Origin of the sequence: Shewanella sp. SG41-4 (genome assembly GCF_014164505.1) — a bacterium.
GTDB lineage: Bacteria > Pseudomonadota > Gammaproteobacteria > Enterobacterales > Shewanellaceae > Shewanella.
In genome coordinates, this window is the sequence record NZ_JACJFI010000010.1 from 13,218 (window position 1) to 39,183 (window position 25,966).

The following is a 25,966-nucleotide window of genomic DNA, read 5'->3' on the forward strand; positions in this document are numbered from 1 at the left end:
GGGCAACGATAACAGAGAAACTGTCGTACGAAATTAAAAAACACAGTTTCATTATGCGTAAGCTTGGGTTAACATGCGCCCGCTTTTTCCAAACTGGAATTTATTAAATAGGTAAACGGCAATGCCAGTAAACTCTATTTTAGGTGTGTTTGCAAAATCACCTCTTAAGCCTTTAGAACTACATATCGACAAAGTACATGAGTGTGCATCACTTCTTGTTCCTTTCTTTGACGCAACCAATTCAGGCGACTGGGATGAAGCGATAAAGATACGCAAGCAAATTAGTTTGCTTGAAAAAGAAGCTGACTCACTCAAACGTGAAATTCGCCTGACTCTTCCTGGTGGATTATTCATGCCTGTTGAGCGAACTGACTTGCTTGAGTTATTAACTCAACAGGACAAAATTGCTAACAAGGCAAAAGATATTTCTGGCCGTATTATTGGCCGTCAACTAGTCTTTCCTCAGCCTATGCATGATGCCTTTGGTGCTTATCTAAAACGTTGTTTAGATGCAGTATCACTAGCCAAGCGGGCTATTAACGAACTCGACGATTTACTCGAAACCGGTTTCCGTGGTCGTGAAGTTGAGTTAGTTGCTAAAATGATTACTGAATTAGATCTTATCGAAGAAGATTCTGATGATTTACAAATTCAAGTGCGTCGTCAGTTGTATGCATTAGAATCTGAATTGAATCCGATTGATGTGATGTTCACCTACAAAATTATCGAATGGGTTGGGGGTTTGGCAGATATTGCTGAGCGTGTAGGTTCCCGCCTAGAGCTAATGCTAGCTCGTAACTAATCACAAAGGTTATCAAGGAAACAACATGGTTGATGTATTAGTCACCAACGGCCCTATTCTTATTATGATAGCGGCTGCATTTGGATTTTTGATGGCATGGGGTATTGGCGCAAACGACGTAGCCAATGCAATGGGAACCTCTGTAGGTTCTAATGCCATTACCATTAAACAAGCGATTATTATTGCAATGATCTTTGAATTCGCCGGTGCTTTTTTAGCTGGTGGTGAAGTCACGAGTACCATTCGTAAAGGTATTATCGACGCGAGTTACTTTACTGATGTACCGGAATTGTTGGTATACGGCATGATTGCCTCATTACTTGCTGCGGGTATTTGGTTAGTTGTAGCATCAGCGTTAGGCTGGCCTGTTTCGACAACACATTCAATTATTGGCGCTATTGTTGGCTTTGCCGCAGTGGGTGTCAGTGCTGATTCTGTTGAATGGGGTAAGGTTGGCGGTATTGTTGGCTCTTGGGTAGTGACACCGGCTATTTCAGGTTTTATTGCTTATATCATTTTCCAAAGTGTGCAAAAGCTGATTTTTAATACCGATGATCCGTTAGCTAGTGCTAAGCGTTACGTGCCTTTCTACATGGCATTAGCTGGTTTTGTGATGTCACTTGTGACCATTACTAAAGGCTTATCACATGTAGGCATAAACTTTTCAACAGTTGAAGCATATGTTTTAGCCATTGCTGTTGCGGCCGTAGTCGGTCTAGCAGGTAAAGTGGCTATTAGTCGTTTAAAAATGAGTGATAAAGCTGATCTAAAAACTCAATATGGTAATGTTGAAAAAGTATTTGCCATATTAATGGTTGTGACAGCATGTTGTATGGCATTTGCCCATGGTTCAAACGACGTCGCTAATGCTATTGGTCCTTTAGCTGCTGTGGTTTCTGTAGTTGAAAGCGGCGGTATTATTGGTGCTAAAGCTGTTCTAGCATGGTGGATTTTACCACTTGGTGCAGTTGGTATTGTTATGGGCTTGGCTATTTTTGGTCAGCGTGTGATGCAAACCATTGGTAAAAATATCACTCACTTAACCCCTAGTCGTGGTTTTGCTGCTGAATTAGCAGCCGCATCGACAGTGGTTATTGCTTCTGGTACTGGTCTACCTATTTCGACAACGCAAACTTTAGTGGGTGCGGTGTTGGGTGTGGGAATGGCGCGTGGTATTGCAGCAATCAATATTGGCGTAGTACGTAATATTGTTGTGTCTTGGGTGATTACTCTACCAGCCGGTGCTGCACTGTCTATTTTGTTCTTCTTCATCATCAAGAACATCTTTAGTTAATTTGACTAAGATGCTATGAAGTATTAGCAGAAATGTGAACACTGAATGTATTTAAGAAGGAAGTCATATGACTTCCTTCTTGCATTCAGGGCATTTAATAAATAGCATGACTATAAGTTTTCTGAGTTTGGATAAATACCGTGTTAAGAGTACTTTCAATCCTTATATTTTTACTTGCGCCAAGTGGCGCATTTGCAGCCCAAGCACCGACGCGTTTTATTTCTGATAATGTGTTTACCTATATTCACGGTGGACCGGGTAAAGAGTTTCGTATTATCGGTAGTATTGAAGCCGGTCAACCGATCACTTTGTTGGACAATACTGAAGGTGATTTTACTCAAATTATTGATCATAAAGGTCGTGAAGGTTGGGTGCTAACCAGTTTAGTTTCAGATCAGCCTAGTTTTCGTGAACGTTTTCCAGAGATGGAAGCGCAACTAAAACAAGCTAACGAGCAATTAAATAATATTACCCAAAATACTGACAATACCGAAGAATCTTTAACGCTGTCTAAAGAAAAGGTCGCCGAGTTAAAAGCGGCATTGACTAAAGCAATTAAAGAGCGAGATGAAGCTAAGTCAAAGGTGCAGCAAGCTGCTAATAACCAACGCTATGAAATGTGGCAGCAAGGCGGGTTAATTGCTGGTATTGGTGCATTGATTGGTATTTTATTGGTGTACTTGCCTCGTCCGCAACGTCGTAAAAAGAGTCGCTGGATGTAATATCTCAATGTAGATGAGATTTTTACGACGATATTGAAACGACTTATGTGACTAATTGATTGTATAAAGGCCAACTATTCAAACGTTGGCCTTTTTTTTGGTTTTTTTATTGATGAGATATATTCATATTTCGCCTTGGTTTTGATTTTGTCATAATTGTTATTTAACATGGGGTTAACAGTTTTTTGTTTTGGCAATATAAATTCTTTAGCACATTATTTCGGTATGTTTCTGTGAACAAAATCAAACAATAATTAGCAAGTTTTCGACTTGAGTGTCCAAGTTCACATTTTGAATGTATAATCGCCGAAAAATCAGATCGTACATTGTATACAAAATAAAATATTCGTGAATACAATGTCCATTCAACAACGATAATAACCATCCTTAACCTGACCCAGATGGAAGCGAATACTATGTTCAAAGCGAGTGAAGTACTGGACGGCCGCTATGACAATGCCACTCTTGAGGAACTGTTTACCGCAGTGACCAACAACTACATTGTCGATGAAGAGCAATACCTGTCTGAATTAATTAAGCTTGTGCCTTCGTCTGAACAAGACATTGAGCAGGTGACTCGTCGTGCCCATGAGCTCGTGAGCAAAGTCCGTCAGTTTGAGAAAAAAGGTCTTATGGTTGGTATTGATGCATTTTTGCAGCAATACAGCTTAGAAACGAAAGAAGGCATTATCTTAATGTGCTTGGCTGAAGCCTTGCTGCGCATTCCTGATGCTGAAACAGCTGATGCGCTAATTCAAGATAAACTGTCCGGTGCCAAATGGGATGAACACCTGAATAAGAGTGATTCATTACTGGTTAACGCCTCAACGTGGGGCTTAATGTTAACCGGTAAACTGGTTAAGTTAGATCGTAATACTGACGGTTCGCCAAGCAATATACTTAAACGTCTGGTTAATCGTGTTGGTGAGCCGATGATCCGTCAAGCTATGTTAGCGGCGATGAAGATCATGGGTAAGCAGTTTGTTTTGGGTGAGAACGTTAAAGAAGCGCTTAAAAATAGCGAAGCTAAACGCAAGCTAGGTTATACCCATAGTTATGACATGCTTGGTGAAGCGGCATTAACCGCCAACGATGCGCAAAAGTATTTTAACGATTACAGCAATGCTATTCGCGATTTAGGCGCGCAGCAATATGATGAATCTGACTCACCAAGACCGACTATCTCGATCAAATTATCGGCATTGCACCCTCGTTATGAAGTTGCTAACGAAGACCGTGTTTTAAGCGAATTGTATGACACAGTGATTAAACTGATTGTGCAAGCTCGTGAGCTCAACATTGGCATTTCTATCGATGCTGAAGAAGTTGACCGTCTGGAACTGTCGTTAAAGTTATTTAAGCAGCTTTATCAGTCAGAAGCCGCTAAGGGCTGGGGTTTATTAGGCATAGTGGTGCAGGCTTATTCTAAGCGTTGCTTACCGGTTTTGTGTTGGTTGACGCGTCTTGCTAAAGATCAAGGCGATGAAATCCCATTGCGCTTAGTCAAAGGTGCTTACTGGGACAGCGAGCTGAAATGGGCGCAACAAGCTGGCGAAGCTGGCTACCCACTTTATACCCGCAAAGCGGGCACTGATGTGTCTTATTTAGCGTGTGCGCGTTATTTATTGTCTGATGCAACTCGCGGTGCGATTTATCCACAGTTTGCCACTCATAACGCGCAGACGGTTGCCAGCATTGATGCGATGGCAGGTGATCGTATATATGAGTTCCAACGTTTACACGGTATGGGGCAAGAGCTATACGACACCATACTTGCAGAAAGCGGTGCTAAAGCGGTACGTATTTATGCACCCATTGGTGCCCATAAAGACTTACTGCCGTATTTAGTTCGTCGCTTATTGGAAAACGGTGCTAACACCTCATTTGTGCATAAACTGGTTGATCCTAATACCCCAATAGAAAGCTTAGTGGTTCATCCATTGGTGACGCTATTGGGTTACAAGTCGTTAGCAAATCAAAAAATTGTTAAACCTGCTGATATTTTCGGTGCAGAACGTAAGAACTCTAAAGGATTAAACATGAACATTATTTCTGAGTCAGAGCCATTTTTTGCTGCACTGGACAAATATAGAGATACTCAATGGGCAGCTGGTCCATTGGTAAACGGTAAAACCTTAACCGGCGAAGTGCAAACGGTTGTAAGTCCTTACGATACTTCACTAACAGTAGGTAAAGTGGCTTTTGCTGATGCAAATGCAATTGAACAAGCCATTGCCGGCGCAGATGCTGCTTTTGGTGGCTGGGCACGTACACCGGTTGAAACTCGTGCTAGTGCACTACAGAAATTAGCTGACTTACTGGAAGAAAATCGTGAAGAGCTGATTGTATTATGTACTCGCGAAGCGGGAAAGAGTATTCAAGATGGTATTGATGAAGTTCGCGAAGCTGTAGATTTTTGTCGTTACTACGCCGTACAAGCTAAGAAGATGATGGCTCAGCCTGAATTGCTTCCAGGCCCAACGGGCGAGTTGAATGAGCTGTTTTTACAAGGTCGCGGAATTTTTGTGTGTATTAGTCCATGGAATTTCCCGTTAGCGATTTTCTTAGGTCAAGTTTCTGCAGCACTTGCTGCGGGCAATACCGTTATTGCCAAACCTGCGGAACAAACTTGTTTAATCGGTTATCGCGCAGTGCAACTTGCACATGAAGCCGGTATTCCTACCGACGTATTGCAGTTTTTACCAGGTACTGGCGCTGTTGTTGGTTCTGCTATCACTGCTGATGAGCGTATTGGTGGGGTGTGTTTTACCGGCTCGACTGGTACTGCTAAATTGATTAACCGCACTTTGGCAAACCGTGATGGCGCCATTATTCCATTAATTGCTGAAACTGGCGGACAAAATGCTATGGTTGTTGACTCAACATCACAACCAGAGCAAGTCGTAAATGACGTTGTTTCTTCATCGTTTACCAGTGCTGGCCAGCGTTGTTCGGCACTGCGAGTCTTATTTTTACAAGAAGATATTGCAGATCGAGTGATTGAAGTGATGAAAGGTGCCATGGAACAATTAGTGATTGGCAACCCAAGTTCAGTGAAAACCGATGTCGGCCCAGTGATTGATGCAACTGCCAAAGCGAACTTGAATGCTCACATTGATCATATCAGCCAAGTCGGTAAATTAATTAACAAACTTGAATTACCAGCAGGTACTGAGAATGGCCATTTTGTTGCGCCTACGGCAGTTGAAATTAGTTCTATTAAGCTCCTCGAAAAAGAACATTTCGGACCTATTTTGCATGTTATCCGTTATAAAGCGGCAGATTTGGCAAAAGTCGTTGATGAAATCAACAGTACCGGTTTTGGTTTAACCTTAGGTATTCACAGCCGTAATGAAGGTCATGCGCTTAGCCTAGCAGACAAAATTAACGTGGGTAACGTGTACATTAACCGTAACCAAATTGGTGCAGTTGTAGGTGTACAACCATTTGGTGGCCAAGGGCTATCAGGTACTGGTCCTAAAGCCGGTGGTCCACACTACTTAACCCGTTTTGTTACCGAAAAGACTCGCACCAATAACATTACTGCTATAGGTGGCAATGCGACGTTATTGTCGCTAGGTGATGCTGACGAGTAAATTAGTGGTTTAACAAAGCAATTAATTAAGCCCACGTTTTAGTGGGCTTTTTATTATCTCGAGTTTAGGTTACATAACTCCAATTAGCGCTATTCAATGGGTGCGACTCAATGAGTACTAGTCGATGAGGTGATTTAATGGTGGGCCTGGATATTATTGCGTTGTAAACCTCGATGGACATTTTTACACAGTTTACCAAAACGACTAATATCGCCGAGCGAAGGCGTGACGCCTTGTGCCAGTGCCGCGTCCCAGTAATTTACTTCAGAATCGACCAAATCCAGTAATTTTTTAGGACAACCAACACAAGTATTAGCCGGACCACATTTAAAGATATCAACTGAGTCTAATGGGAAAGTGGTTTTTATTTGGACAATAAGTTGCTTCATTGCACTTACTCTGTCTGGTTTACGTTCCATAGCCTCACCTCTATATATGTCAGCGAATCCTTGTCAGCGTAACAAATCAGCATTAGGTTAGTATTAACGTATATCAATTATTACGCTAATAAAGTGACCTAAATAGATAAATTGATTATGGTTATGTAAAATATTTGTAGCAGTTCTCAGGTTTTAGAATAAAAAACGATTCGGAAGCAAAGAAGTCTAGACGTCTAGATTGACAGCGGCGAACAGTTCTCTTATTCTTGGCGCAACTTGTTATGATGTGACTGCAATATTTAGCATCGTTGAACGTGTTGTTAAATAATCATCGATGACCGAGATTGTGTCGTACTCGCTTTTCTCATCCAACAATCCCTATTCGTTAAGATAAAGAGAGATCATTTTGACCAAAGCTACTTCATCAGTTCCCATGGCAGTGAATAGCCCAGCATCGTTTGTGGCGTTATTACCATTGTTTTTATTTTTAGGATTATTTATTGGCGCAGGCTTATATTTTCAAAGCCAGGGTGTTGATTATGCGTTCTATCAATTACCCAGTGTGATTGCAATTTTACCTGCCATTGTATTGGCGGTGTTGTTATCGAAACAGCAAATCAATAGTGCGATAGAAACCTTTATTGAAGGTATTGGCCATAGCAATATTATTGCCATGTGTTTAATTTATTTATTGGCAGTCGCTTTTGCTGCTGTGGCTAAAGCCACTGGTGGCGTGGATGCGACAGTTGCACTTGGTTTATCGTTTATTCCATCAAATTTATTATTACCTGGTTTCTTTGTTATTGCTGCTTTTATCGCGACCTCGATGGGTACATCTATGGGCACGATTGCGGCGGTAGCGCCAGTGGCATTAGGTGTCGCAGACCAAGCACAAATTGATTATGCCCTAATGGCGGGTGCGGTGATGTCTGGCGCATTATTTGGTGATAATTTGTCGATTATTTCAGATACCACGATTGCAGCAACACGTACTCAAGGCTGTGAAATGAAAGACAAGTTCCGTGAAAACTTGGTGTTTTCGATACCTGCGGCGATCCTCACCTTAATAGCCTTTTCGATTGTCGGTCAAGGGCAAGCGGATATTGCTGCTCAGGATATTGAAATCTTAAAAGTATTACCGTATTTAACCATTCTGGTATTAGCTGTGATTGGTTTAAACGTCTTTGTGGTGTTGTCGTTAGGGATTGTACTTGCTGGCATGACAGGCGTGCTGAGCTCGGGCTATAGCGTTATTCAGTTTGGTAATGATATTTATACTGGTTTTACCAATATGCAGGAAATTTTTATTCTGTCGATGTTAGTCGGTGGTTTAGCGGCGTTAATGCAGCAACAAGGCGGATTAACCTTTGTCAGTAAGCAAATTGAAGGCTTAATCAGTCGTTTTTCAAAAGCCAATGGCGAAGCATCTAGTCGTGCGGCTGAGTTAGGCATGGCAGCGATTGTTGCCGCGACGAATACGTGTGTGGCTAACAATACGGTATCGATTGTGGTCACTGGTGATATAGCTAAAGAGCTTGCTGAAAAACATGGGGTATCGCCAAAACGAGCTGCCAGTATTTTAGATATCTTTGCATGTATTATTCAGGGATTAATACCACATGGCGCCCAAGCATTATTAATTGCCTCTGTGTTTACCATTAGTCCATTAACCGCAGTGTCTAATGCTTGGTATTGCATGATTTTAGCCGTCATTGCGGTGATTATTGTGATATTTCGTAAACGTACTTAAATTGGCTACAGGGTAAATCACACAGTCGCTTGGTTTAACGAGAGTCAACTTAACAAGATTATGTAGCCAATATTGCAAATAATGCCCAGTCAGCAATGAATGGGCATTGTTAGTTTTGGTTTTTGGTTTTGGTTTTCAGTTTTTGATAATCGACTTTTACTTTTTCGTTTTCCGCGTTAACATTCTCACTCCTTTTTTGACATAAGTATCGTTCCGTGACAGATAGAGTCCGTAATTATGATTTACACCTAGTGATTGTATTTATGTCATTGGCGGCGGCTGCAATCTGCTCTTTTGGCGTAGGAAGTGCGTTGATAGTGCAAGCCGACGGTATCAGTTTGAATATGTTGATGATCCGCCCCGATACGCTTGGCGATTATATGCATTCGTCGTTTGCAATCGTGTTCAATTTATCACTATTAGCGGGTGGCTCATGCTTCTTACTCGCCATGGTGGCGGTATTTAATACTTTCCCTGATTTACTGAGCCGCTACATCGCCATTGTTGGTGGCGTGGTGGGTATGAGTATTGTGCTAATGGGTGTGTTTCCGATTAACTTTTTAGACTTACATCGCAAAGCGTCGACGCTTTATTTATTCAGTACCATTTTTTTGCACTGTATTTGCTTAGTTGATTATTTTAAACCCGGCAGTACGATGACTAAACGAATGCTTAGCTTAAGCATTATTTCGTTGTGTAGTGGGTTATTATTATTGATATTGTTTGATTGGCGTCAGCTAGATTTTGCGGCGTGTTCTGCCGATTTACCTCAGTATTGTATTGTGTCCTCTGCTATGTGGTCATTAACACAGGCCAATATTCTATGGTGTATCTGCCTTGGGTTGAGCCTGCTGACAACCATTAAATCTCAACAACATAGCGTGTATCAATTTCTCGAAACTCGCTAACGTCTATTCACACTTGCTTGAGTACTATCTATGATATCAATACAATTAAGTCTATGACATCAATGCGATTAAGTCATTATTTGGCGGTGTGTGGTGTTGCCTCAAGACGCCAAGCGGCAAGGCTTATCGACAGTGGTCGAGTGAGTGTTAATCATCAATTAGCTAAACATACTGATCGAGTTAATCTTTGTGAAACCATGACGATTTTAGTGGATGGAAACCCCATTCTGGCTGTGCAAGATAAACAGTATTGGTTGTACCATAAGCCTGTTGGAATAGATTGCCGTTTATTAGCAGATGATCCTCATAGCCTACTGCATGTTTTGCCTGAGCTACCAAGGTTGTATCCTGCAGGGCGTTTAGATAAAGATTCTCGTGGTTTGCTATTACTCACTAATGATGGCCAATTAACGCAAGCACTGATGCATCCCGATTATTATCATCCCAAGACGTACGAGGTCCAAGTTGATAAACCTATTAGCGCGAGTTTTCTTTCGATGATGGCAAAGGGCGTGAGTTATGGCGATGTGCAAACTCGTCCATGCGGTATTCGGCCATTGAGCCTTGCGGTTGAAGAAGACAGATTTGAGATAGTTTTAACCCAAGGATTAAATCGGCAAATACGCCGTATGTGTCAGGCTCTTGGGTATAAAGTTATTGATTTAATGCGAACTCAGTTGTTGGATATCAGCCTTACTGATCTGGCAGAAAAAACAATGCGGCCATTAACGGCCGCAGAGTTATCGAATCTTCAACGCGCAGTAAACTGAGCGTTTTATGGAACAGTGGTTATCTAGCAATATCCATTTCAGCTAATAAGTTGTCAGCATTGTCTAAGTACTGCATTACCCATAACATGTAACGGCTATCAACTTGGATTGAACGATTGCTTTCAGCGTCGTATCCCCAGTCTCCAATAATACTTTCGTACACACCGTCAAACAGTAAACCCACTAGTTCAGCACGGCCGTTTAAGGTTGGTGAACCTGAATTACCACCCGTTGTGTCTAGGGTAGATAAGAAGTTAACCGGTACAGAATCAACGGCTTTAATGTAGTAATCGCCGTATTGCTTTTGTTTAATCAGTTCAAGTTGTTTTGCTGGTGCGTCGAAAGGATCTACGCCAGTGTCTTTAGCTAAAATACCTTCTAAACGTGTAAAAGGCACAGCCATTAAACCATCCTGAGGTGAATAACCTTTCACGTTACCTACCGTCACACGCAGGCTTGAGTTTGCATCGGCATAAACAGGTTTACCTAACTCGCGATTATAGGCAATGATAGCGTCCATATATTGTGGACGTACTTTCATTAAGTCACCTTCTAATTGCTTTTGCTCTTTTTCGCGCGCCATGTCAGCATCAAACGTTTGAACTGCAAATTGAATGAATGGGTCGTTAGATGCTTTAAAGTCGGCAACCGATTTTTTCATCCATGCTAAGCGAGTTTCTTTGTTGTTTAGCTTAGTGTTGGCGTACATTTTATCGAGTGTTTTAGCTAATGCTTTAGCATCGAACTTGTTGCTAATACCAAAGGCTTTATCTAGAGAGGCTAAATGTTGCTCTGCAGGCAATGCGGCATAGCGAGTCAGTAAATCGGCTAGCAGGGCTTTATCGACACTTGCGGCATAACGGCGATCAATTCGTTCCATGCTTGAAGTGAAGTTGGTCATGTCACGTTCTTGGTAGCCTGGTTCTCGTGCCATATCAGCTAAGGTTTTCTCATTAGCTAAGCGATACAAATCACGAGCGGTAGTGACCATAGTGGTGTAACCGATGTAACCTAATAAAATGTCACGTTGCTGATTTTGCTGACTCTTAGCCACTAAGGTTTCTAAGCTTGATAGTGTTTCGCCATAGTGCTGTTGGCGCTTTTTATCTTTGCCTATCCAGTTTGCTAAATCGCTCTCTATTTTCTCACGATCAGCGAGCATGGTTGATTTTCCATAATACTCAATCATCGAGGTAAAGTTTTTGGCATAATTGGCTAAACCGGCAATCAAGCTTTCGTATTTAATCCGCTCGTCGCTGCCTTCTGAGGCGGTTTCTTTGATGATGCTAATCATGCGCTCTTGCAGGACTTTCCCTTCAGGATAAGCCCAATTAAACTGATTGTTAACTTCATCGGCAGTGCGGTAACGATTAGTACGGCCAGGATAACCAGCAACCATAACAAAGTCGCCATCGCTAACGCCTTTAGCTGATACTTTTAAAAAGCTTTTTGGCTCATACGGTACGTTGTCTTTGCTGAAATCTGCAGGCTTACCGTCTTTAGATACATATGCACGATAGAACGAAAAGTCACCGGTATGACGAGGCCACATCCAGTTATCAATATCACCGCCGTATTTGCCCACACTAGCGGCTGGGTTATAAGCTAAACGTACGTCGCGGATTTCTAACTGTTTAACAAGATAATATTCTAGGCCGCCATGGAAGCTATACACCTGGCAACGGTAACCATCTTCTTTTTCACATTCAGCCACTAGGGTTTTTTCTTGTAGTTCTATACCTTTATAAAACTCATTACCTACTTTATCCATCTGGTTTGCTTTAACTTTATCGGTAACATTGGTTACCGCTTCAGTTACAAAAATACGTGAACCAGGTGTAGCAGGTAATTCTTCTGCGTAAGTTTTGGCTAAAAATCCGTCTTTAAGTAGGTTTTTTTCTGGGGTTGAGTTGTACTGAATTGAGCCATAGGCACAGTGATGGTTGGTAACCACTAAGCCTTTAGGTGACACAAATGAAGCGGTACAACCATCCAGGCTGATAACGGCATTCATTGGGAATTCAGTCAATTTTGAAATTGACTCAGCGCTGATTTCTAAGCCTTTTGCTTTAAGTTCATCAGCCATAGCGGGAAGTTGATGTGGTTGCCACATGCCTTCATCTGCCGTAGCGCCAAAGCTGGCTGCCATTGCGACAGTTAATAACCATTTTTTCATTATAATAATTCCATTTGGGTGTTCACGGGTGGTAAATGTTGCCGTCAGTCGTGTCGATTTTTTGTTTAATCATCTAGGTCAATGTTGGCGGATCATAAAAACGTCGGACCATAAAAACAAAAAAGTCAGGCTTGGCCTGACTTTAACAAATGTTTAATCATCTTAATAGCGTTTGTAAAACTCGCTTACAAATCCATTACATGATTAATATGACCTAGACTAATGCCACCATCAATTGCGCTACAACAATTAATGTACCGAGTAAGCCCGCGATAATAAGTCCCAAGTTTCCACCAGACACTTGATAACCACCTAATTGCTGAGAGCGTTGTTTTAATGCCATCGCAATGGGTAAATAAATAATCATCACTACCAATGGAATTGCAGCAAAACCAAGCACTTTGAAAAACCCGTCTGGGTAATAAAGCGCACATAGTAGCGGTGGTATAAAAGTTATTAACCATGTTTTAGCACGACCAGCGGCATCATCTTTAGCTCGCGTCAGTTCGGCAACATAATCAAACAAGCTCATGGTCACACCTAAAAATGAGGTGATCAATGCAAGATTAGCAAATACATCAATTGCTTGGCTAATAATGTGTGACTGGGCTAAGCCTTGCAAAGCCGCAACCAGTTTAGGCAGTGAACCACCAAAGTTATGGACGGTTTCGCCGCCTAAAGAACCTAGCGTTACTAGCAACCACAGGATGTAACAAACCAATGGAATGGTCGAACCTATCAATAACACTTTTCTGAGTGATGCAGCGTCACCCTCTAAATAGCGCACAATGGTAGCAATACACACATGGAAACCAAATGAGGTGAATACCACCGGGATGGCTGCTAGCCATAACTGTTGCAGCGCGGCGCCTGAAGCCACATCGGTTGAGTAATTGTTTAATGCACTGATCAAATTAACGTCTGGTAAGAGAAATGCCACCACAACGACAAGTAACACCACCATCGATGTAAATAATATGCGTGATACTTTATCAATCCATTTCACGCCAATGGCAATCACCCCACCAAAAATAACTGTAAACAGTATGACGGCGACTTGGTTACTCATGTTAATGCCAATGGGTTGTAAGCGGGTTTCTAATAGTGATGATCCCCCCATTAGATAGACCATGGTTAAGGCGAATAATAAGCTAAGGAATGAGCCACCTTGAATGAGCTGGCCGACTTTGCCCAGTGTTTTACCGGTAATGGCATGGACGTTATCGCCGACACCGCTATGAAGATTAATTTCTAACATCAGTAACGAGGTGTAAGCCGATAAACCCCAAATAACCACTAATAATATTAATGCGGGGATCATCCCCAAAGCTGCTGTTGCTAATGGTAGCGCTAGCATGCCTCCGCCAATTGCCGTTCCCGCGACAATCGAAATAGAACCTAAAGTTTTAAAATTCACAGAAAACGTCCTGTTTAATTATTATTTTATTTGTGTCGGACATTAGCAGAAGGGTGACAGAGCAGGCAAGGATCTTTGACTGTTAAAGGCTAACAGCTATGTTTATAAACAATTACACAACAATAGCCCAAACTTTTTCACACGTGATTTTTGCAATAGCGTAGCATTACGGCGTTACGAGTAGGGTGGGGTTATTTTTATGTCGAATTTACAATGTAAAATGAGTGCGTTGAATAAAATTATTTAATCGTTATAATGCGACTTGTTTTAGGGGAGTAGCTAATCTTGTCTTGCTGTTATGGCACACAAGATGTCTGTATCAACATAATTGGCCTCATGCCATGGTGCAGACAGTAACACACTGTTAATCAGTGATTTTACCAAGCGAGACCTAAGCACAGTAACTGCATCAAGGGGTATGCGGTGGCTCGTGCTTAGTTGTCATTTACCCCTAGGAATATCACATTGGAAGCTTTATTCACCTCAACTCTCACTGTTGCCATCGCTGAAATAGGCGACAAAACTCAATTATTAGCCTTACTACTTGCGGTGAGATTTCACAATAAAACCGCTATCATCTTAGGTATTTTACTCGCCACATTATTAAACCATTTTCTTGCCGCATGGTTAGGTCAATGGGCAATTGCATGGCTTGATCCACAATGGGCGACCTATTTGGTAGCCGGTTCATTTTTTGCTATTGCGTTATGGGTGCTTATACCCGATAAAATGGATGATGATGATAATCGCTTCTATAAACTCGGTGCTTTTACTGCGACGTTTGTGTTGTTTTTTATTGCAGAAATAGGGGATAAAACTCAAATTGCGACGGTAGTGTTAGCAGCAAAATATCAAGCACTGACATGGGTTGTCATCGGTACAACATTGGGGATGTTAATTGCTAATGTCCCCGTTGTGTTGGCTGGGCATTTTAGTGCTAATAAATTACCCATGAAACTCATTCATCGCGGTTGTGCAGTGTTGTTTGCGCTACTGGGGGTCGCTACATTGATGTGGTAAAAGGAGGTTCCACGTCCGATCCTCAAGTTGTTGATGCCGATACTGCCCGCGGGTTGTTGCCATTGGTTTTTTGTGCAGTTCGACACACACTTTCTCGTATTGTTGGTTAAAATATAAGCATGCATAAGTATTGTGGATAGGCGTGTGCATGTAAATGTGTAAGCGGATGGTAAACGGATAGTAAGCTGATAGTTAAAGGAGTCTCGATATGGATATGAAGAAACATGGTTTATCGATAGGCATAAACCGAATTGAAAGAGTGTTTTTTGTGACATTAAAAGCCATTGGTACATTAACTCACGAAGACTATCTCGTCATTACTCCTATGTTAGAGGGGGCATTAAGCCAAGTTGATCAACCTAAAGTGAGTTTATTTCTTGATGCTACCGAGCTTGACGGCTGGGATTTACGCGCCGCCTGGGATGATTTAAAGCTGGGATTAAAGCACAAGTCTGAGTTTGAAAGAGTGGCCATTTGGGGCAACAAAGGATGGCAAGAATGGGCGGCCAAAATCGGTAGTTGGTTTATCGCGGGCGAGATTCAATATTTCGAAGATGAAGATGATGCGTTGAAATGGCTTCGATATTAATACGGTGTGCAAAGTAAGTTGATTTTAAACGATGCATAGGTGTTTAGTGTTGTGATGGCGTCATTAACCCTAGGAACACATTCTCTAGGGCTACAGCAATTTATGCCGTGGTATTAACATTATGACCACTGTTGCCAACGGGCTGCGGCGCAGGTGGTTGCGCTGCTTCAATGAGCTGCAATGCCATTTGACCTTCAATCTTTTGCTGTTCTTTAGCCATTACGGCTACTTTTAAGCTACTGCCAGAATCAATCGTTGTAGGCATTGAAGACGGTGAATTAACACTAATTGACATAATAAACCTTAAATATAAAATCGAATGGTAATAGTATATCGGCTGAAAATCGAAGTGCTTGATTAATTTTTATCAAAAAAGTATTTGTTGGGCTTTTTTTGATTATAGGTTGTGCACAACCAATGTTATGATTAAGCTTAATTATTGGTTAGTGGAGTGAATCCTATGTCTAGTAAAGCGCTTACTGAGTCTCAATTACCTTCTGCGCAAAACCCGCTAGCACTTGAAAACCAAGTGTGTTTTTCATTATATAGTGCTACGAATGCCATGATCCGCGCATATAGACCATTATTAGATGAGTTATCGCTGACTTATCCGCAGTATCTAGTGATGATGGTACTTTGGAAAGAGCCGGGGATCAGTGTTAAAACCTTAGGTGAAAAATTACATCTTGATTCTGGAACATTAACGCCTTTGCTAAAGCGTTTAGAAAGCAAAGGATTAGTGAGCCGTGGTCGCAGCGAGTTAGATGAACGTGTGCGAGTGCTACATGTTACCGAACAAGGCCAACAGTTATACCAGCAAGCGTTGAGTATTCCTGAACAGATGCGTTGTAAAGTAGGTGGCACCATTGAAGATTTACAACAATTAAAGCAACTGTGTGATCAAGCATTTACCATGTTAAATTCCGGAGAGGCGAGCAGCTGTGAAATGTGATTATTTTGAGCGTGGCGATTGTTTGTCATGCCGCAATATTCAACTATCAATGGTTGAGCAAGTTAATGTAAAGCAACAACAATTAACCGATTTGTTTCGTGGTATCTCAGTTAAACAATGGTTACCGCCGATATTAAGCGCAGAATCAGGTTTTCGTAATAAAGCCAAAATGGTCGTCTTAGGTGCCGCTCACAAACCTATTTTAGGTTTGGTTAATCCTAAAGGGGAGCCAGTCAGTTTATGTGACTGCTCGTTATATCCTAAAGATATGCAATTATTGCTGCACCGTTTAGAACGATTTGTACAACAAGCTGGAATACCTCCTTATCGGGTTGATAAGAGTAAAGGCGAACTAAAATTTATTTTACTGACTCGCAGTCAAAGTAGTGGCCAGTTTATGCTGCGTTTTGTATTACGCAGTGATCAAGCCATCGTGAGAATTGAACGAGAATTACCCCAGTTATTACAAGAGTTTCCCGAAATCACCTTAGTCTCGGCCAATATTCAGCCAATCCACATGGCGATTTTAGAAGGCGAAAAGGAAATATTTTTAACGGAAACGACACGATTAGAAGAACAACTTAATAATGTGCCATTGTTCATACGGCCAAAAAGCTTTTTTCAAACTAATCCGGATGTCGCCGCCCAGTTGTATCAAATAGCGAGAGAGTGGGTTACTGAGTTCAAACCGAACTATATTTGGGACTTGTTTTGTGGCGTAGGTGGATTTGGACTGCATTGTGCTGACAGCAATACCCGCTTAACGGGTATTGAGATCGAAGCTGAAGCAATAGAATGTGCCATCTTATCGGCAACTAAACTAGGGCTCACACAAGTGGATTTTAGTGCGCTAGATTCAACTTATTTTGCCAAAGGACAATCTGCTCAAGATAAACCAGATCTTATTATTGTAAATCCACCTCGGCGCGGATTAGGAAAATCATTATGCGACTCATTAAGTGAGTTTGCACCCAAAGCAATCGTGTACTCTAGTTGTAATCCACACACCTTAATGAGCGATTTAGAGTACATTACAGGTTATCAAATTACCAAAGTTCAAATGTTTGATATGTTTCCTCATACCGACCATTTTGAAGTATTGGTTATGCTAGAACAGCTGTAATAGTCTTTGCTATCAATTAAGGTATTTTAATAATCGTAATTAAGTACTCGTTTGGTGTCGCTAAGTTATGGGCTATATCAAGCAAAGGTAGCAGTTAGATAGTGGTGTATGTTGTCATCATAAAAATGTCATCTTAATGTCATAACATTGTTTATTAACATAAAAAAGGTACTAGGACGATGTGGCAAATTTTCAGTCGCTTTTTAGCGTTAGGGTTAATCAGTTTCGGTGGCCCAGCCGCTCACATAGGCTATTTTAGAAAAGCATTTGTTGATGACTTACAATGGCTAGATGGTAAACAATATTCAAGTTTTGTTGCTCTGAGTCAGTTTATGCCTGGGCCAGGCTCAAGCCAGATAGGGTTTGCAATTGGTTATCATCGAGGTGGTTTACTGGGCGGATTAGCCGCCTTTTTAGGTTTTACTTTACCGTCTTTTTTACTGATGTTTTTATTTGCGGTGACCAGTGCGCAATGGCTGGAACTAACTGCCGTCGAGGGCGCTATTCATGGCCTAAAATTACTAGCAGTAGTGGTTGTCGCGGATGCCACCTTGTCAATGTTCAATCAATTCTGTCAACGAAAAACCGCTAAAATACTCATGGCCGCTACCGCAGTTGCTGTCATATTAATGCCTTCATTATTAATGCAAATTGGCGTGTTAGTTGTGGCGGCTATTGTTGGAGTCATGTTGATGACTCGGGGTGAAAGCATTACGCCAGACTCTCCAGCTATTGAGTTGAATTATGCTTGGTTAGCGTTATTTATTATCGGTATAGCGGCATCGTTATATTTGATCAATCAGCCTGATAGCCTTGGACAGGTTTTTGCTCAATTCTTCCAAGTGGGCAGTCTAGTGTTTGGCGGTGGACATGTAGTATTACCCTTGCTTGAAACCAGCGTTGGCGAATACATTACCCCGGATCGATTTTTAACTGGCTATGCACTTGCACAAGCCATTCCCGGCCCTATGTTTACCTTAGCGACCTTCTTAGGCGCAGATTTATGGTTAGAGTCACCTATTCTTGGCGCGCTAGTGGCAACAACAGCTATTTTTCTTCCCGGTTTTTTACTGATGCTGGTAGGCTTAAAAAGTTGGCATTCTATTAGCCAGCATCCTGCCATAGCTGGCGCTCTCGCTGGGGTTAATGCGGCCGTTGTTGGTTTATTGCTTTCTGCACTTTATCAGCCTGTGTTCACTAGCGCGGTAATTATGCCGCTCGACATGGCGTTAGTCATTGTTGGTTTTAGTCTATTAAAAGTGTTTAAGCCTGGTCTTGTATGGTTGGTCATAGGGTTTGCAGCTATGGGCAGTGGATTGTCGATGTTGTAAAAATGTTATTTATTGTGTGTATTTGCGATAAGTCTCACTTTATTAAGTTGTGATAGTTGTTAATTTCAATCGTCTATAATAAATAGACTATTATTTAAAAGACTATCACCTTAAAAGACCTTCAAAAGGCTATCACTATGCTGAGATCTTCACTACGCAATAAACTACTGGGGTTATCGTTAATCCCGCTTTCGTTGATCCTCACAGTATTACTGAGTATTTTTTATATTAATGAAGAATCGTCATTAACCAAGGATATAGATAATTTTCGCAGTGAATTAATTTCAGAACGTAAAAATCAACTAAAAGAATCTGTTCAGATTGCACAAGGTGTTGTGGAGTATGAGCTTGCTTTGGGTAGCAGTGGTAATGTCAATGGAGCATTACGAGATCTACGTTTTGGAACTGCAGGGTACTTTTTTATATATGATGATGTCGGCGTCAATATTTTTCACCCGACTATGCCTGAACTTGAAGGCCAAAACAAAATCGACATGGCAGATCCTAATGGTACCAAAATTATTGTTGGGCTATTAGCTGCCGCTAAATCAGGTACCGGTAATTTTTCTTATTATTATAAAAAGCCCGGTAGCGAACAGCTTGTTGAAAAACTCGGTTTTGCGGTAATGGTCCCCAATACCAAATGGATGTTAGGCTCTGGGGCCTATATTGATGATATTGAAGAATCTATTGGCGTTTATGGAGCGTATAAAACTGAAGAGATGAATCAAAAAGCATTCATGTTTCTATTAATTGCTTTAGGCCTTACAGGCATTACTGCTTTTTGCGTGGTGTTGATGGCCCATAAAATGGTGGTGCCAATTCAAAATATGGCTACATCGCTTAATGACATCGCTAAAGGTGAAGGTGATTTAACCAAACGTTTAGATATCACTAGCATAGATGAAATTGGGCAGTTAGGCAGTGCATTCAATCTGTTTATCGACAAGTTACAGCATATTATGGGTGATGTAGCTGGTGCGACCGATAGGGTCAAGCATGCGGCTCAAAGTATCAGTGGCCAAACCGTGTCAATGACAGAGCAGCTTTACAATCACAATAATGAAATTGACCAAATTGTCACCGCCATTACCGAAATGTCGGCGACGGCTCATGACGTGGCCCATAATACTAATATGGTAGCCGAAGCTACACATGCGGCCTCAGATAATGTCACTAAAGCGCAAGATTGTGTGGATACTTCGTTAACTGAAGTGTCTAATTTAATGACCCAAATTGACAATGCAGCCGCCAATGTGAAGTCACTAAGCGAGCAATCTAAGAAAATTAACTCTGTGCTGAGTGTGATTGGTGGGATTGCAGATCAAACCAATTTACTGGCACTTAATGCGGCGATTGAAGCGGCCCGAGCGGGCGAGCAAGGCCGAGGTTTTGCGGTTGTTGCCGATGAAGTGAGAAATTTAGCTAGTCGAACCCAAGCAAGTACAGTTGAAATTAATGAAATGCTGGCTGAACTGCATAAGTTAGTGACCCAAACGGTACAAACTATGGAAGAAAGCCAGGTGAGTTGTTTGAGTTCGGTGGAGTCTTCTAGGGCGATTTCTGAAAGTTTAGGTGCTGTAACATCATCTGTGACCAGCATTAATGACATGAGCACTCAAATAGCCACAGCGGCAACTGAACAAAGCTCAGTGACGGAAGAAATTAATCGCAATATCAATTCAGTACAAGAGATTGTTAATACGTTATTAGTGGCCAGTCAAGATGCGTCCGGTATGAGTAAAACCGTTGCTGATGATGGTAAGACGTTAGCTGAATTAGTGGGTCAATTTAAAATATAGTGTTTAGCTGATATGCCATTAAAAATGAACCCGAAGTGGTTCATTTTTTTTAGTTATATTTTGAGATTAAATTTTAACATTATACGCAGTCCATTTGCCCTATCCATATGTGGTTAAGCGTTTTTTCTGATGTTGTTTCGATGAAATATATTCGTCATTTGTTTATTAATAATCGGCCTTCTGGTCTAGGTTTAGTGCCTGTCATGAGGTAAAATGCGCCGTTGCACCTTTTGTTAACCGCTAAATTTAAGTTGAATATTCATGTTTGAAGTTAATCCAGTAAAATTCAAAATTAAAGAGCTAGCCGAACGTACTGAGTTACTTCGGGGGTATCTTTGACTACGCTGCCAAAAGTGAGCGCTTAGAAGAAGTCAGTCGTGAGCTTGAAAGCCCTGAAGTGTGGAATGAGCCTGAACGTGCTCAAGCATTAGGTAAAGAGCGTGCTTCATTAGTCGTTGTGGTCAAAACCATTGATGATATGGACACCGGTCTAGAAGACATCCAAGGATTACTTGAGCTTGCCATTGAAGAAGATGACGAAGAAACCTTTAATGATGCAGCTGCAGAACTTGATGCGTTAGACACCCGTCTGGCCGATCTCGAATTCCGCCGCATGTTTTCAGGTAAAAGTGACGCTTCAAATTGCTATCTTGATATCCAATCTGGTTCAGGCGGCACCGAAGCACAAGACTGGGCCAACATGGTTCTACGCATGTATTTACGCTGGGGTGACGCACATGGTTATAGCCCAGAGTTAATGGAAGTGACCGACGGTGATGTAGCAGGTATTAAAGGTGCTACGATTAAATTCACTGGTGAGTATGCTTTTGGTTGGATGCGAACTGAAACGGGTGTGCACCGCTTGGTACGTAAATCACCATTTGATTCATCAGGTAAACGTCATACCTCTTTCTGTTCTGTTTTCGTTTACCCTGAAATTGATGATGATATTGAAATTGATATCAATCCATCGGATTTACGTATCGACACTTACCGTGCTTCTGGCGCGGGTGGTCAGCACGTCAACAAAACTGATTCAGCGGTACGTATTACGCATTTGCCAACCAACACTGTGGTGCAATGTCAAAACGATCGCTCGCAACATAAAAACCGTGACTCTGCCTATAAACAGTTAAAGGCGAAGTTATACGAGTTAGAAATGCATAAACAAAATGCCGATAAACAAGCTGCTGAAGATGCAAAATCAGACATCGGCTGGGGCAGTCAAATTCGTTCATACGTATTAGATGACGCCCGTATCAAAGATTTACGTACAGGAGTTGAGAACCGCAACACTCAAACTGTGCTGGATGGTGATTTAGATAAGTTTATTGAAGCCAGCCTAAAATCAGGACTTTAATTAAATTAACTTTTTCCGCCATGTAAGTGTGGCGAGTAAACGCGAGAATATAATATGACTGAACACGTACAAGATGAAAACAAACTGATTGCTGAACGTCGCGCGAAATTAGAACATATCCGCACTAACTGTCCTGCGAATGCGCATCCAAATACATGGCAGCGTAGCCATAAAGCGGCGGAGTTACAGGCTCAATATGGCGAGCAAACCAAAGAAGCACTTGAAGAGTTAGCTTTTCAAACCAGTATTGCTGGCCGTGTTATGGCAAAACGTGGTCCATTTTTAGTGATTCAAGACGTGTCGGGTCGTATTCAAGCTTATGCTGGTAAGCCAGTACAAGGCGATTTGAAAGAGCGTTATCAAGGTTTAGACATCGGTGACATCATTGGTGTTAAAGGTCAGCTGCATTTATCTGGCAAAGGCGACTTGTACGTTAATATGGAAGAATATCAGTTACTGACCAAAGCATTGCGTCCGTTACCTGAAAAATTCCATGGTTTAACAGACCAAGAAACTCGCTACCGCCAGCGCTATGTTGACCTGATCGTTAACGAAGACTCACGCAATGCCTTCATTATGCGTTCTAAAGTGGTTTCTGCTATTCGTAACTTCATGATCCAAAAAGAGTTCATGGAAGTTGAAACCCCAATGATGCACGTTATTCCTGGTGGCGCTTCAGCGCGTCCATTTGTGACTCATCATAATGCATTAGACATGGCAATGTACTTACGTATCGCACCAGAACTATACCTTAAGCGTTTAGTGGTTGGTGGTTTTGAGCGTGTGTTCGAAATTAACCGTAACTTCCGTAACGAAGGTTTATCACCACGTCATAACCCAGAATTCACCATGATGGAATTCTATATGGCGTATGCAGATTACAACGACCTAATGGACTTAACTGAAGAAATGCTCAGTTCAATCGCCATTGATTTATTGGGTAGTGCCCAAATGCCTTACGGCGAGCACACAGTAGATTTTGGTGGTCCTTATGCACGTTTAAGCATGTTAGAAGCGATTCAAAAGTACAACCCTGACAACGCGACTATACAAGCTATGACCTACGAGCAAGTTAAAGACGTAGAGTTTATGCGCGACTTAGCATCGAGCCTAGGCATCAAGTTAGAGAAATTCTGGACTTGTGGTCAGTTACTTGAAGAAATATTCGGTGAAACTGCTGAAACTAAGCTGATGCAACCTACGTTCATTACTGGTTATCCAGCTGATATTTCGCCTTTAGCACGTCGTAATGATAATAACGACTTCATTACCGACCGTTTTGAATTCTTCATTGGTGGCCGCGAAGTGGCTAACGGCTTTAGTGAGCTCAACGATGCAGAAGATCAAGACAACCGCTTTAAAGCGCAAGTTGATGCTAAAGATGCTGGTGATGACGAAGCAATGTTCTACGATGCAGATTACATTACTGCACTAGAGCACGGTTTACCGCCAACAGCTGGCCAAGGCATTGGTATCGACCGTTTAGTGATGTTATTCACTAACACGCATACCATTCGCGACGTGATTTTATTCCCAGCGATGCGCCCACAAGCGCAAGTGTAATGACGTTAACCGTTTGATGAATAAAAAAACCAGCAAATTTGCTGGTTTTTTTTATGGTCAAAATATCTGTTTATACCTAAATGTAATACTTATAAACTCCAGGTCTCGAGCGCGCCATCTGAGCTTAACGTCAATAGTTTACCATTAGGCTTTATGACCATTGAAAATACTGTAGTGCCAGCGTTATAGGCGGTGATATCCCAATGAGAAAGCTCTTCTCCTGATGAAGCATCCCAATAGATAACACTTTGTTTTGACGTTGCGGTAATTAAGTTTTTACCGTGGTTGACGAATAACGCCTGCCGAAAATAGCGATAGCGTTCAAGGTAATTTAGATGACTTATAGGCTGTGTTGTTTGGGTATCGATAATGACATTGTTGTCGAGTGCATCGGCAATAAATAAACGTCGATTGGCTTCATCATAACTCACGCTGGTAATTTGTTGCGGACGTGAAAAACTGCTAATCAACTCACCGCTATAAGCCGCCCAAATATGTACATCACCATCAAGTCCTGTCGATAATATCTGTTGTCCAAAATTGGATAGCTCAAGGTGATTAACTGCGGCGCTGTGTTGTTTAAACAATGACATTGTCATACTACTTCGTTGTATCACGGTGATTGAACCATCATTCATCCCCACCAAAATAGTGCTGCCTGTTTGGCTCAGAAGAAGGCTCGAAATACTGGCATCGGGATTAAATCCCTGGGCGGGCCAACGTATATCTAATTTGCCTGTCTCAAGGTTAAAAACGGAGATTTTTTGTTTGCCAGCAGTCGCAAGGAATTGTTTGTTACCCGACAATGCCAGCAGATAATTGGTTTCATCAAAGTCATCGTCAGACCATTGATGTAATAATTGGCTTGATGCCACATCCCAAATCGATAATGTACGGCTTCTGCCTAATGTGACAGCCATGCTGGCATCGTTAGACAGTACGCCATCAATTAGTGTTTCTTGAACGAGTGGTTGAATATTATCGGGGGTTTTCATCACCACAGCTTGATTGCAGCCAGAAAGAATCATCAACACCGTGATCACAATAATAAGATGCACATTGAGTAGCAATTTAGAGCTGGCATTAGCTAACAATTTAATTCCCCTATAAAAAAGATGCCTTCAACATAATAGCATAGAGCGTTACCGGGGGTTTTATTCGCTTGCAGTTATATCAATAACGCGGTTTTCAATCAAAATGGCATGACTTTTTGATATAGCAAAGTCTGCGTTCAAATTATGCATCTATTAAGAAAATGCGAATTCAGGCACAATAAAGGCTAACAATCTGTTATTTAAGCCAAGGAACCCACATGACACACATTACCTTAACGACTCCCGATGATTGGCATCTTCATTTTCGAGATGGGGATATGCTAGGTGAAACGGTTCCTGCAACGGCTCGATTGTTTCAACGTGCGATTGTGATGCCTAATTTAGTTCCACCAGTGACCACCGCAGCAATGGCTTTAGCTTATCGAGACCGTATCTTGGCTGCTCGCCCAGCCGGAAGTACTTTTCAGCCGTTAATGACGCTATTTTTAACTAATAACACCAGCGCTCAAGATATTATCGATGCCAAAGCGGCAGGGGTAGTGGCTGGAAAGTTATACCCAGCAGGTGCCACCACAAACTCAGATGCAGCTGTGAAAGCCTTAGATGATTTGTTTCCTATATTTGAAGTGATGGCACAACAAGGCATGTTGTTATTAGTGCATGGCGAAGTGACCGAATCGCATATTGATATTTTTGATCGCGAAAAAATGTTTATCGATCGTTACTTATCGCGCATTGTCGAAGCTATTCCTAGCCTTAAAGTGGTGTTTGAACATATCACCACTAAAGAAGCCGCCGAGTTTGTTGCGGCCGCTTCAACTAATGTTGCCGCCACTATTACCCCACAGCATTTACTGTTAAATCGCAATGACTTGTTAGTAGGTGGCGTACGTCCGCATAACTTTTGTTTACCAGTTCTGAAACGTAATATTCACCAGCAAGCCTTACAAGCCGCTGTAGCGACAGGCTCAAGTAAGTTCTTTTTAGGTACCGATTCTGCCCCGCATGAAAAACATCGCAAAGAGTCAGCTTGTGGCTGTGCAGGTTGTTACAGTGCTTGGAGTGCATTAGAACTCTATGCGCAAGTATTTGATAACTTGGGGGCATTAGATAAGTTAGAAGGTTTTGCCAGCTTACATGGTGCAGACTTTTATGGCTTACCACGTAACAACGGTACAGTGACATTGGTCAAAGAAGAGTGGACAGTACCAGAAGAAATTATTCTGCCAAACGGTAATCCTATCGTGCCATTTTTTGCAGGACAAAAAGTGAATTGGAAAGTGAAAACGGCTTAAGTTAATCACCCAGCTACTGGTTAATTCAAGCTACTGGTTAATTCAAGCTACTGGTTAATTC

The 25,966-nt window shown here is 41.7% G+C and carries 21 protein-coding genes and 1 riboswitch; of the genes, 16 read left to right on the forward strand and 5 right to left on the reverse strand.

What is annotated here, in order from left to right; translation table 11 throughout:
- Window positions 1-121: 121 nt before the first annotated feature.
- From H5202_RS02175 to putA, 4 genes are all read left to right on the forward strand, one after another.
- Entirely contained in the window at window positions 122-802 is a 681-nt protein-coding gene (locus H5202_RS02175) for a TIGR00153 family protein (RefSeq protein ID WP_182770568.1), read from the forward strand.
- Window positions 803-827: 25 nt separating this feature from the next.
- Window positions 828-2,096, forward strand: a complete 1,269-nt coding sequence (locus tag H5202_RS02180) for an inorganic phosphate transporter (RefSeq protein ID WP_182770570.1) — start codon at window positions 828-830, stop codon at window positions 2,094-2,096.
- A 140-nt stretch (window positions 2,097-2,236) separates the two neighbouring features.
- The gene (locus H5202_RS02185; protein WP_182770573.1) at window positions 2,237-2,818 is read left to right on the forward strand and encodes a TIGR04211 family SH3 domain-containing protein; all 582 of its coding nucleotides are present in this window, start codon (window positions 2,237-2,239) and stop codon (window positions 2,816-2,818) included.
- Window positions 2,819-3,219: 401 nt separating this feature from the next.
- Window positions 3,220-6,414, forward strand: a complete 3,195-nt coding sequence (gene putA / locus H5202_RS02190; protein ID WP_182770575.1) for a bifunctional proline dehydrogenase/L-glutamate gamma-semialdehyde dehydrogenase PutA — start codon at window positions 3,220-3,222, stop codon at window positions 6,412-6,414.
- A gap of 134 nt (window positions 6,415-6,548) precedes the next feature.
- On the opposite strand, the gene H5202_RS02195 is transcribed toward putA, so the two are convergent.
- Complete coding sequence (locus H5202_RS02195; RefSeq protein ID WP_124017337.1) at window positions 6,549-6,833, reverse strand: hypothetical protein; 285 nt, start codon at window positions 6,831-6,833, stop codon at window positions 6,549-6,551.
- Between the two features lie 394 nt (window positions 6,834-7,227).
- Here H5202_RS02195 and H5202_RS02200 point away from each other — a divergent pair, with 394 nt between their 5' ends.
- The 3 genes from H5202_RS02200 (at window position 7,228) to H5202_RS02210 (ending at window position 10,222) form a co-directional block, all read left to right on the forward strand.
- On the forward strand, window positions 7,228-8,544 hold the full coding sequence (locus tag H5202_RS02200; protein ID WP_182770601.1) for a Na+/H+ antiporter NhaC family protein: 1,317 nt from the start codon (window positions 7,228-7,230) through the stop codon (window positions 8,542-8,544).
- Between the two features lie 215 nt (window positions 8,545-8,759).
- Entirely contained in the window at window positions 8,760-9,452 is a 693-nt protein-coding gene (locus H5202_RS02205; protein ID WP_182770577.1) for a hypothetical protein, read from the forward strand.
- A gap of 62 nt (window positions 9,453-9,514) precedes the next feature.
- Window positions 9,515-10,222, forward strand: a complete 708-nt coding sequence (locus H5202_RS02210; RefSeq protein WP_182770578.1) for a 23S rRNA pseudouridine(2604) synthase RluF — start codon at window positions 9,515-9,517, stop codon at window positions 10,220-10,222.
- A gap of 19 nt (window positions 10,223-10,241) precedes the next feature.
- Here the strand turns inward: H5202_RS02210 and H5202_RS02215 are convergent, their stop codons facing one another.
- Both H5202_RS02215 and H5202_RS02220 read right to left on the reverse strand, forming a co-directional pair.
- Complete coding sequence (locus H5202_RS02215) at window positions 10,242-12,398, reverse strand: S46 family peptidase (protein WP_182770580.1); 2,157 nt, start codon at window positions 12,396-12,398, stop codon at window positions 10,242-10,244.
- A gap of 214 nt (window positions 12,399-12,612) precedes the next feature.
- The gene (locus H5202_RS02220) at window positions 12,613-13,815 is read right to left on the reverse strand and encodes an aromatic amino acid transport family protein (RefSeq protein WP_182770582.1); all 1,203 of its coding nucleotides are present in this window, start codon (window positions 13,813-13,815) and stop codon (window positions 12,613-12,615) included.
- Between the two features lie 258 nt (window positions 13,816-14,073).
- Window positions 14,074-14,185, forward strand: a riboswitch (yybP-ykoY riboswitch).
- 95 nt (window positions 14,186-14,280) lie between these two features.
- On the opposite strand from H5202_RS02220, the gene H5202_RS02225 reads away from it, so the two are divergent.
- Window positions 14,281-14,835: a TMEM165/GDT1 family protein gene (locus tag H5202_RS02225; protein ID WP_182770584.1), complete on the forward strand. Its 555-nt coding sequence runs from the start codon at window positions 14,281-14,283 to the stop codon at window positions 14,833-14,835.
- A gap of 208 nt (window positions 14,836-15,043) precedes the next feature.
- Window positions 15,044-15,424 (forward strand): STAS/SEC14 domain-containing protein, encoded by a 381-nt coding sequence (locus H5202_RS02230; RefSeq protein ID WP_182770587.1) that lies wholly within the window; start codon window positions 15,044-15,046, stop codon window positions 15,422-15,424.
- A gap of 100 nt (window positions 15,425-15,524) precedes the next feature.
- Here H5202_RS02230 and H5202_RS02235 read toward each other — a convergent pair whose 3' ends face one another.
- Complete coding sequence (locus H5202_RS02235; RefSeq protein ID WP_101086160.1) at window positions 15,525-15,719, reverse strand: cytoplasmic protein; 195 nt, start codon at window positions 15,717-15,719, stop codon at window positions 15,525-15,527.
- Window positions 15,720-15,884: 165 nt separating this feature from the next.
- Here H5202_RS02235 and H5202_RS02240 point away from each other — a divergent pair, with 165 nt between their 5' ends.
- From H5202_RS02240 to lysS, 6 genes are all read left to right on the forward strand, one after another.
- A complete protein-coding gene (locus tag H5202_RS02240) occupies window positions 15,885-16,376 on the forward strand; it encodes a MarR family winged helix-turn-helix transcriptional regulator (protein ID WP_182770588.1) in 492 nt (163 codons plus the stop codon).
- Window positions 16,366-17,499, forward strand: coding sequence for a 23S rRNA (uracil(747)-C(5))-methyltransferase RlmC (gene rlmC / locus H5202_RS02245; protein WP_182770590.1), 1,134 nt, complete (start codon window positions 16,366-16,368; stop codon window positions 17,497-17,499). The genes H5202_RS02240 and rlmC overlap by 11 nt, the downstream gene beginning before the upstream one ends.
- 179 nt (window positions 17,500-17,678) lie before the next feature.
- Complete coding sequence (gene chrA, locus H5202_RS02250) at window positions 17,679-18,830, forward strand: chromate efflux transporter (protein WP_182770592.1); 1,152 nt, start codon at window positions 17,679-17,681, stop codon at window positions 18,828-18,830.
- Window positions 18,831-18,967: 137 nt separating this feature from the next.
- Window positions 18,968-20,632, forward strand: a complete 1,665-nt coding sequence (locus tag H5202_RS02255) for a methyl-accepting chemotaxis protein (RefSeq protein ID WP_182770594.1) — start codon at window positions 18,968-18,970, stop codon at window positions 20,630-20,632.
- A gap of 261 nt (window positions 20,633-20,893) precedes the next feature.
- Window positions 20,894-21,992, forward strand: a protein-coding gene (gene prfB / locus H5202_RS02260; protein ID WP_182770595.1) for a peptide chain release factor 2 whose coding sequence is annotated in 2 segments (ribosomal slippage) — window positions 20,894-20,968 and window positions 20,970-21,992 — 1,098 coding nt in all. Because the reading frame shifts where the segments join, the coding sequence is not laid out codon by codon here.
- Between the two features lie 54 nt (window positions 21,993-22,046).
- Complete coding sequence (lysS, locus tag H5202_RS02265; protein WP_182770597.1) at window positions 22,047-23,555, forward strand: lysine--tRNA ligase; 1,509 nt, start codon at window positions 22,047-22,049, stop codon at window positions 23,553-23,555.
- 89 nt (window positions 23,556-23,644) lie between these two features.
- On the opposite strand, the gene H5202_RS02270 is transcribed toward lysS, so the two are convergent.
- Complete coding sequence (locus tag H5202_RS02270; RefSeq protein ID WP_259397160.1) at window positions 23,645-24,649, reverse strand: WD40 repeat domain-containing protein; 1,005 nt, start codon at window positions 24,647-24,649, stop codon at window positions 23,645-23,647.
- A gap of 218 nt (window positions 24,650-24,867) precedes the next feature.
- On the opposite strand from H5202_RS02270, the gene pyrC reads away from it, so the two are divergent.
- Entirely contained in the window at window positions 24,868-25,905 is a 1,038-nt protein-coding gene (gene pyrC, locus H5202_RS02275) for a dihydroorotase (RefSeq protein WP_182770599.1), read from the forward strand.
- The last annotated feature ends 61 nt before the right edge of the window (window positions 25,906-25,966 follow it).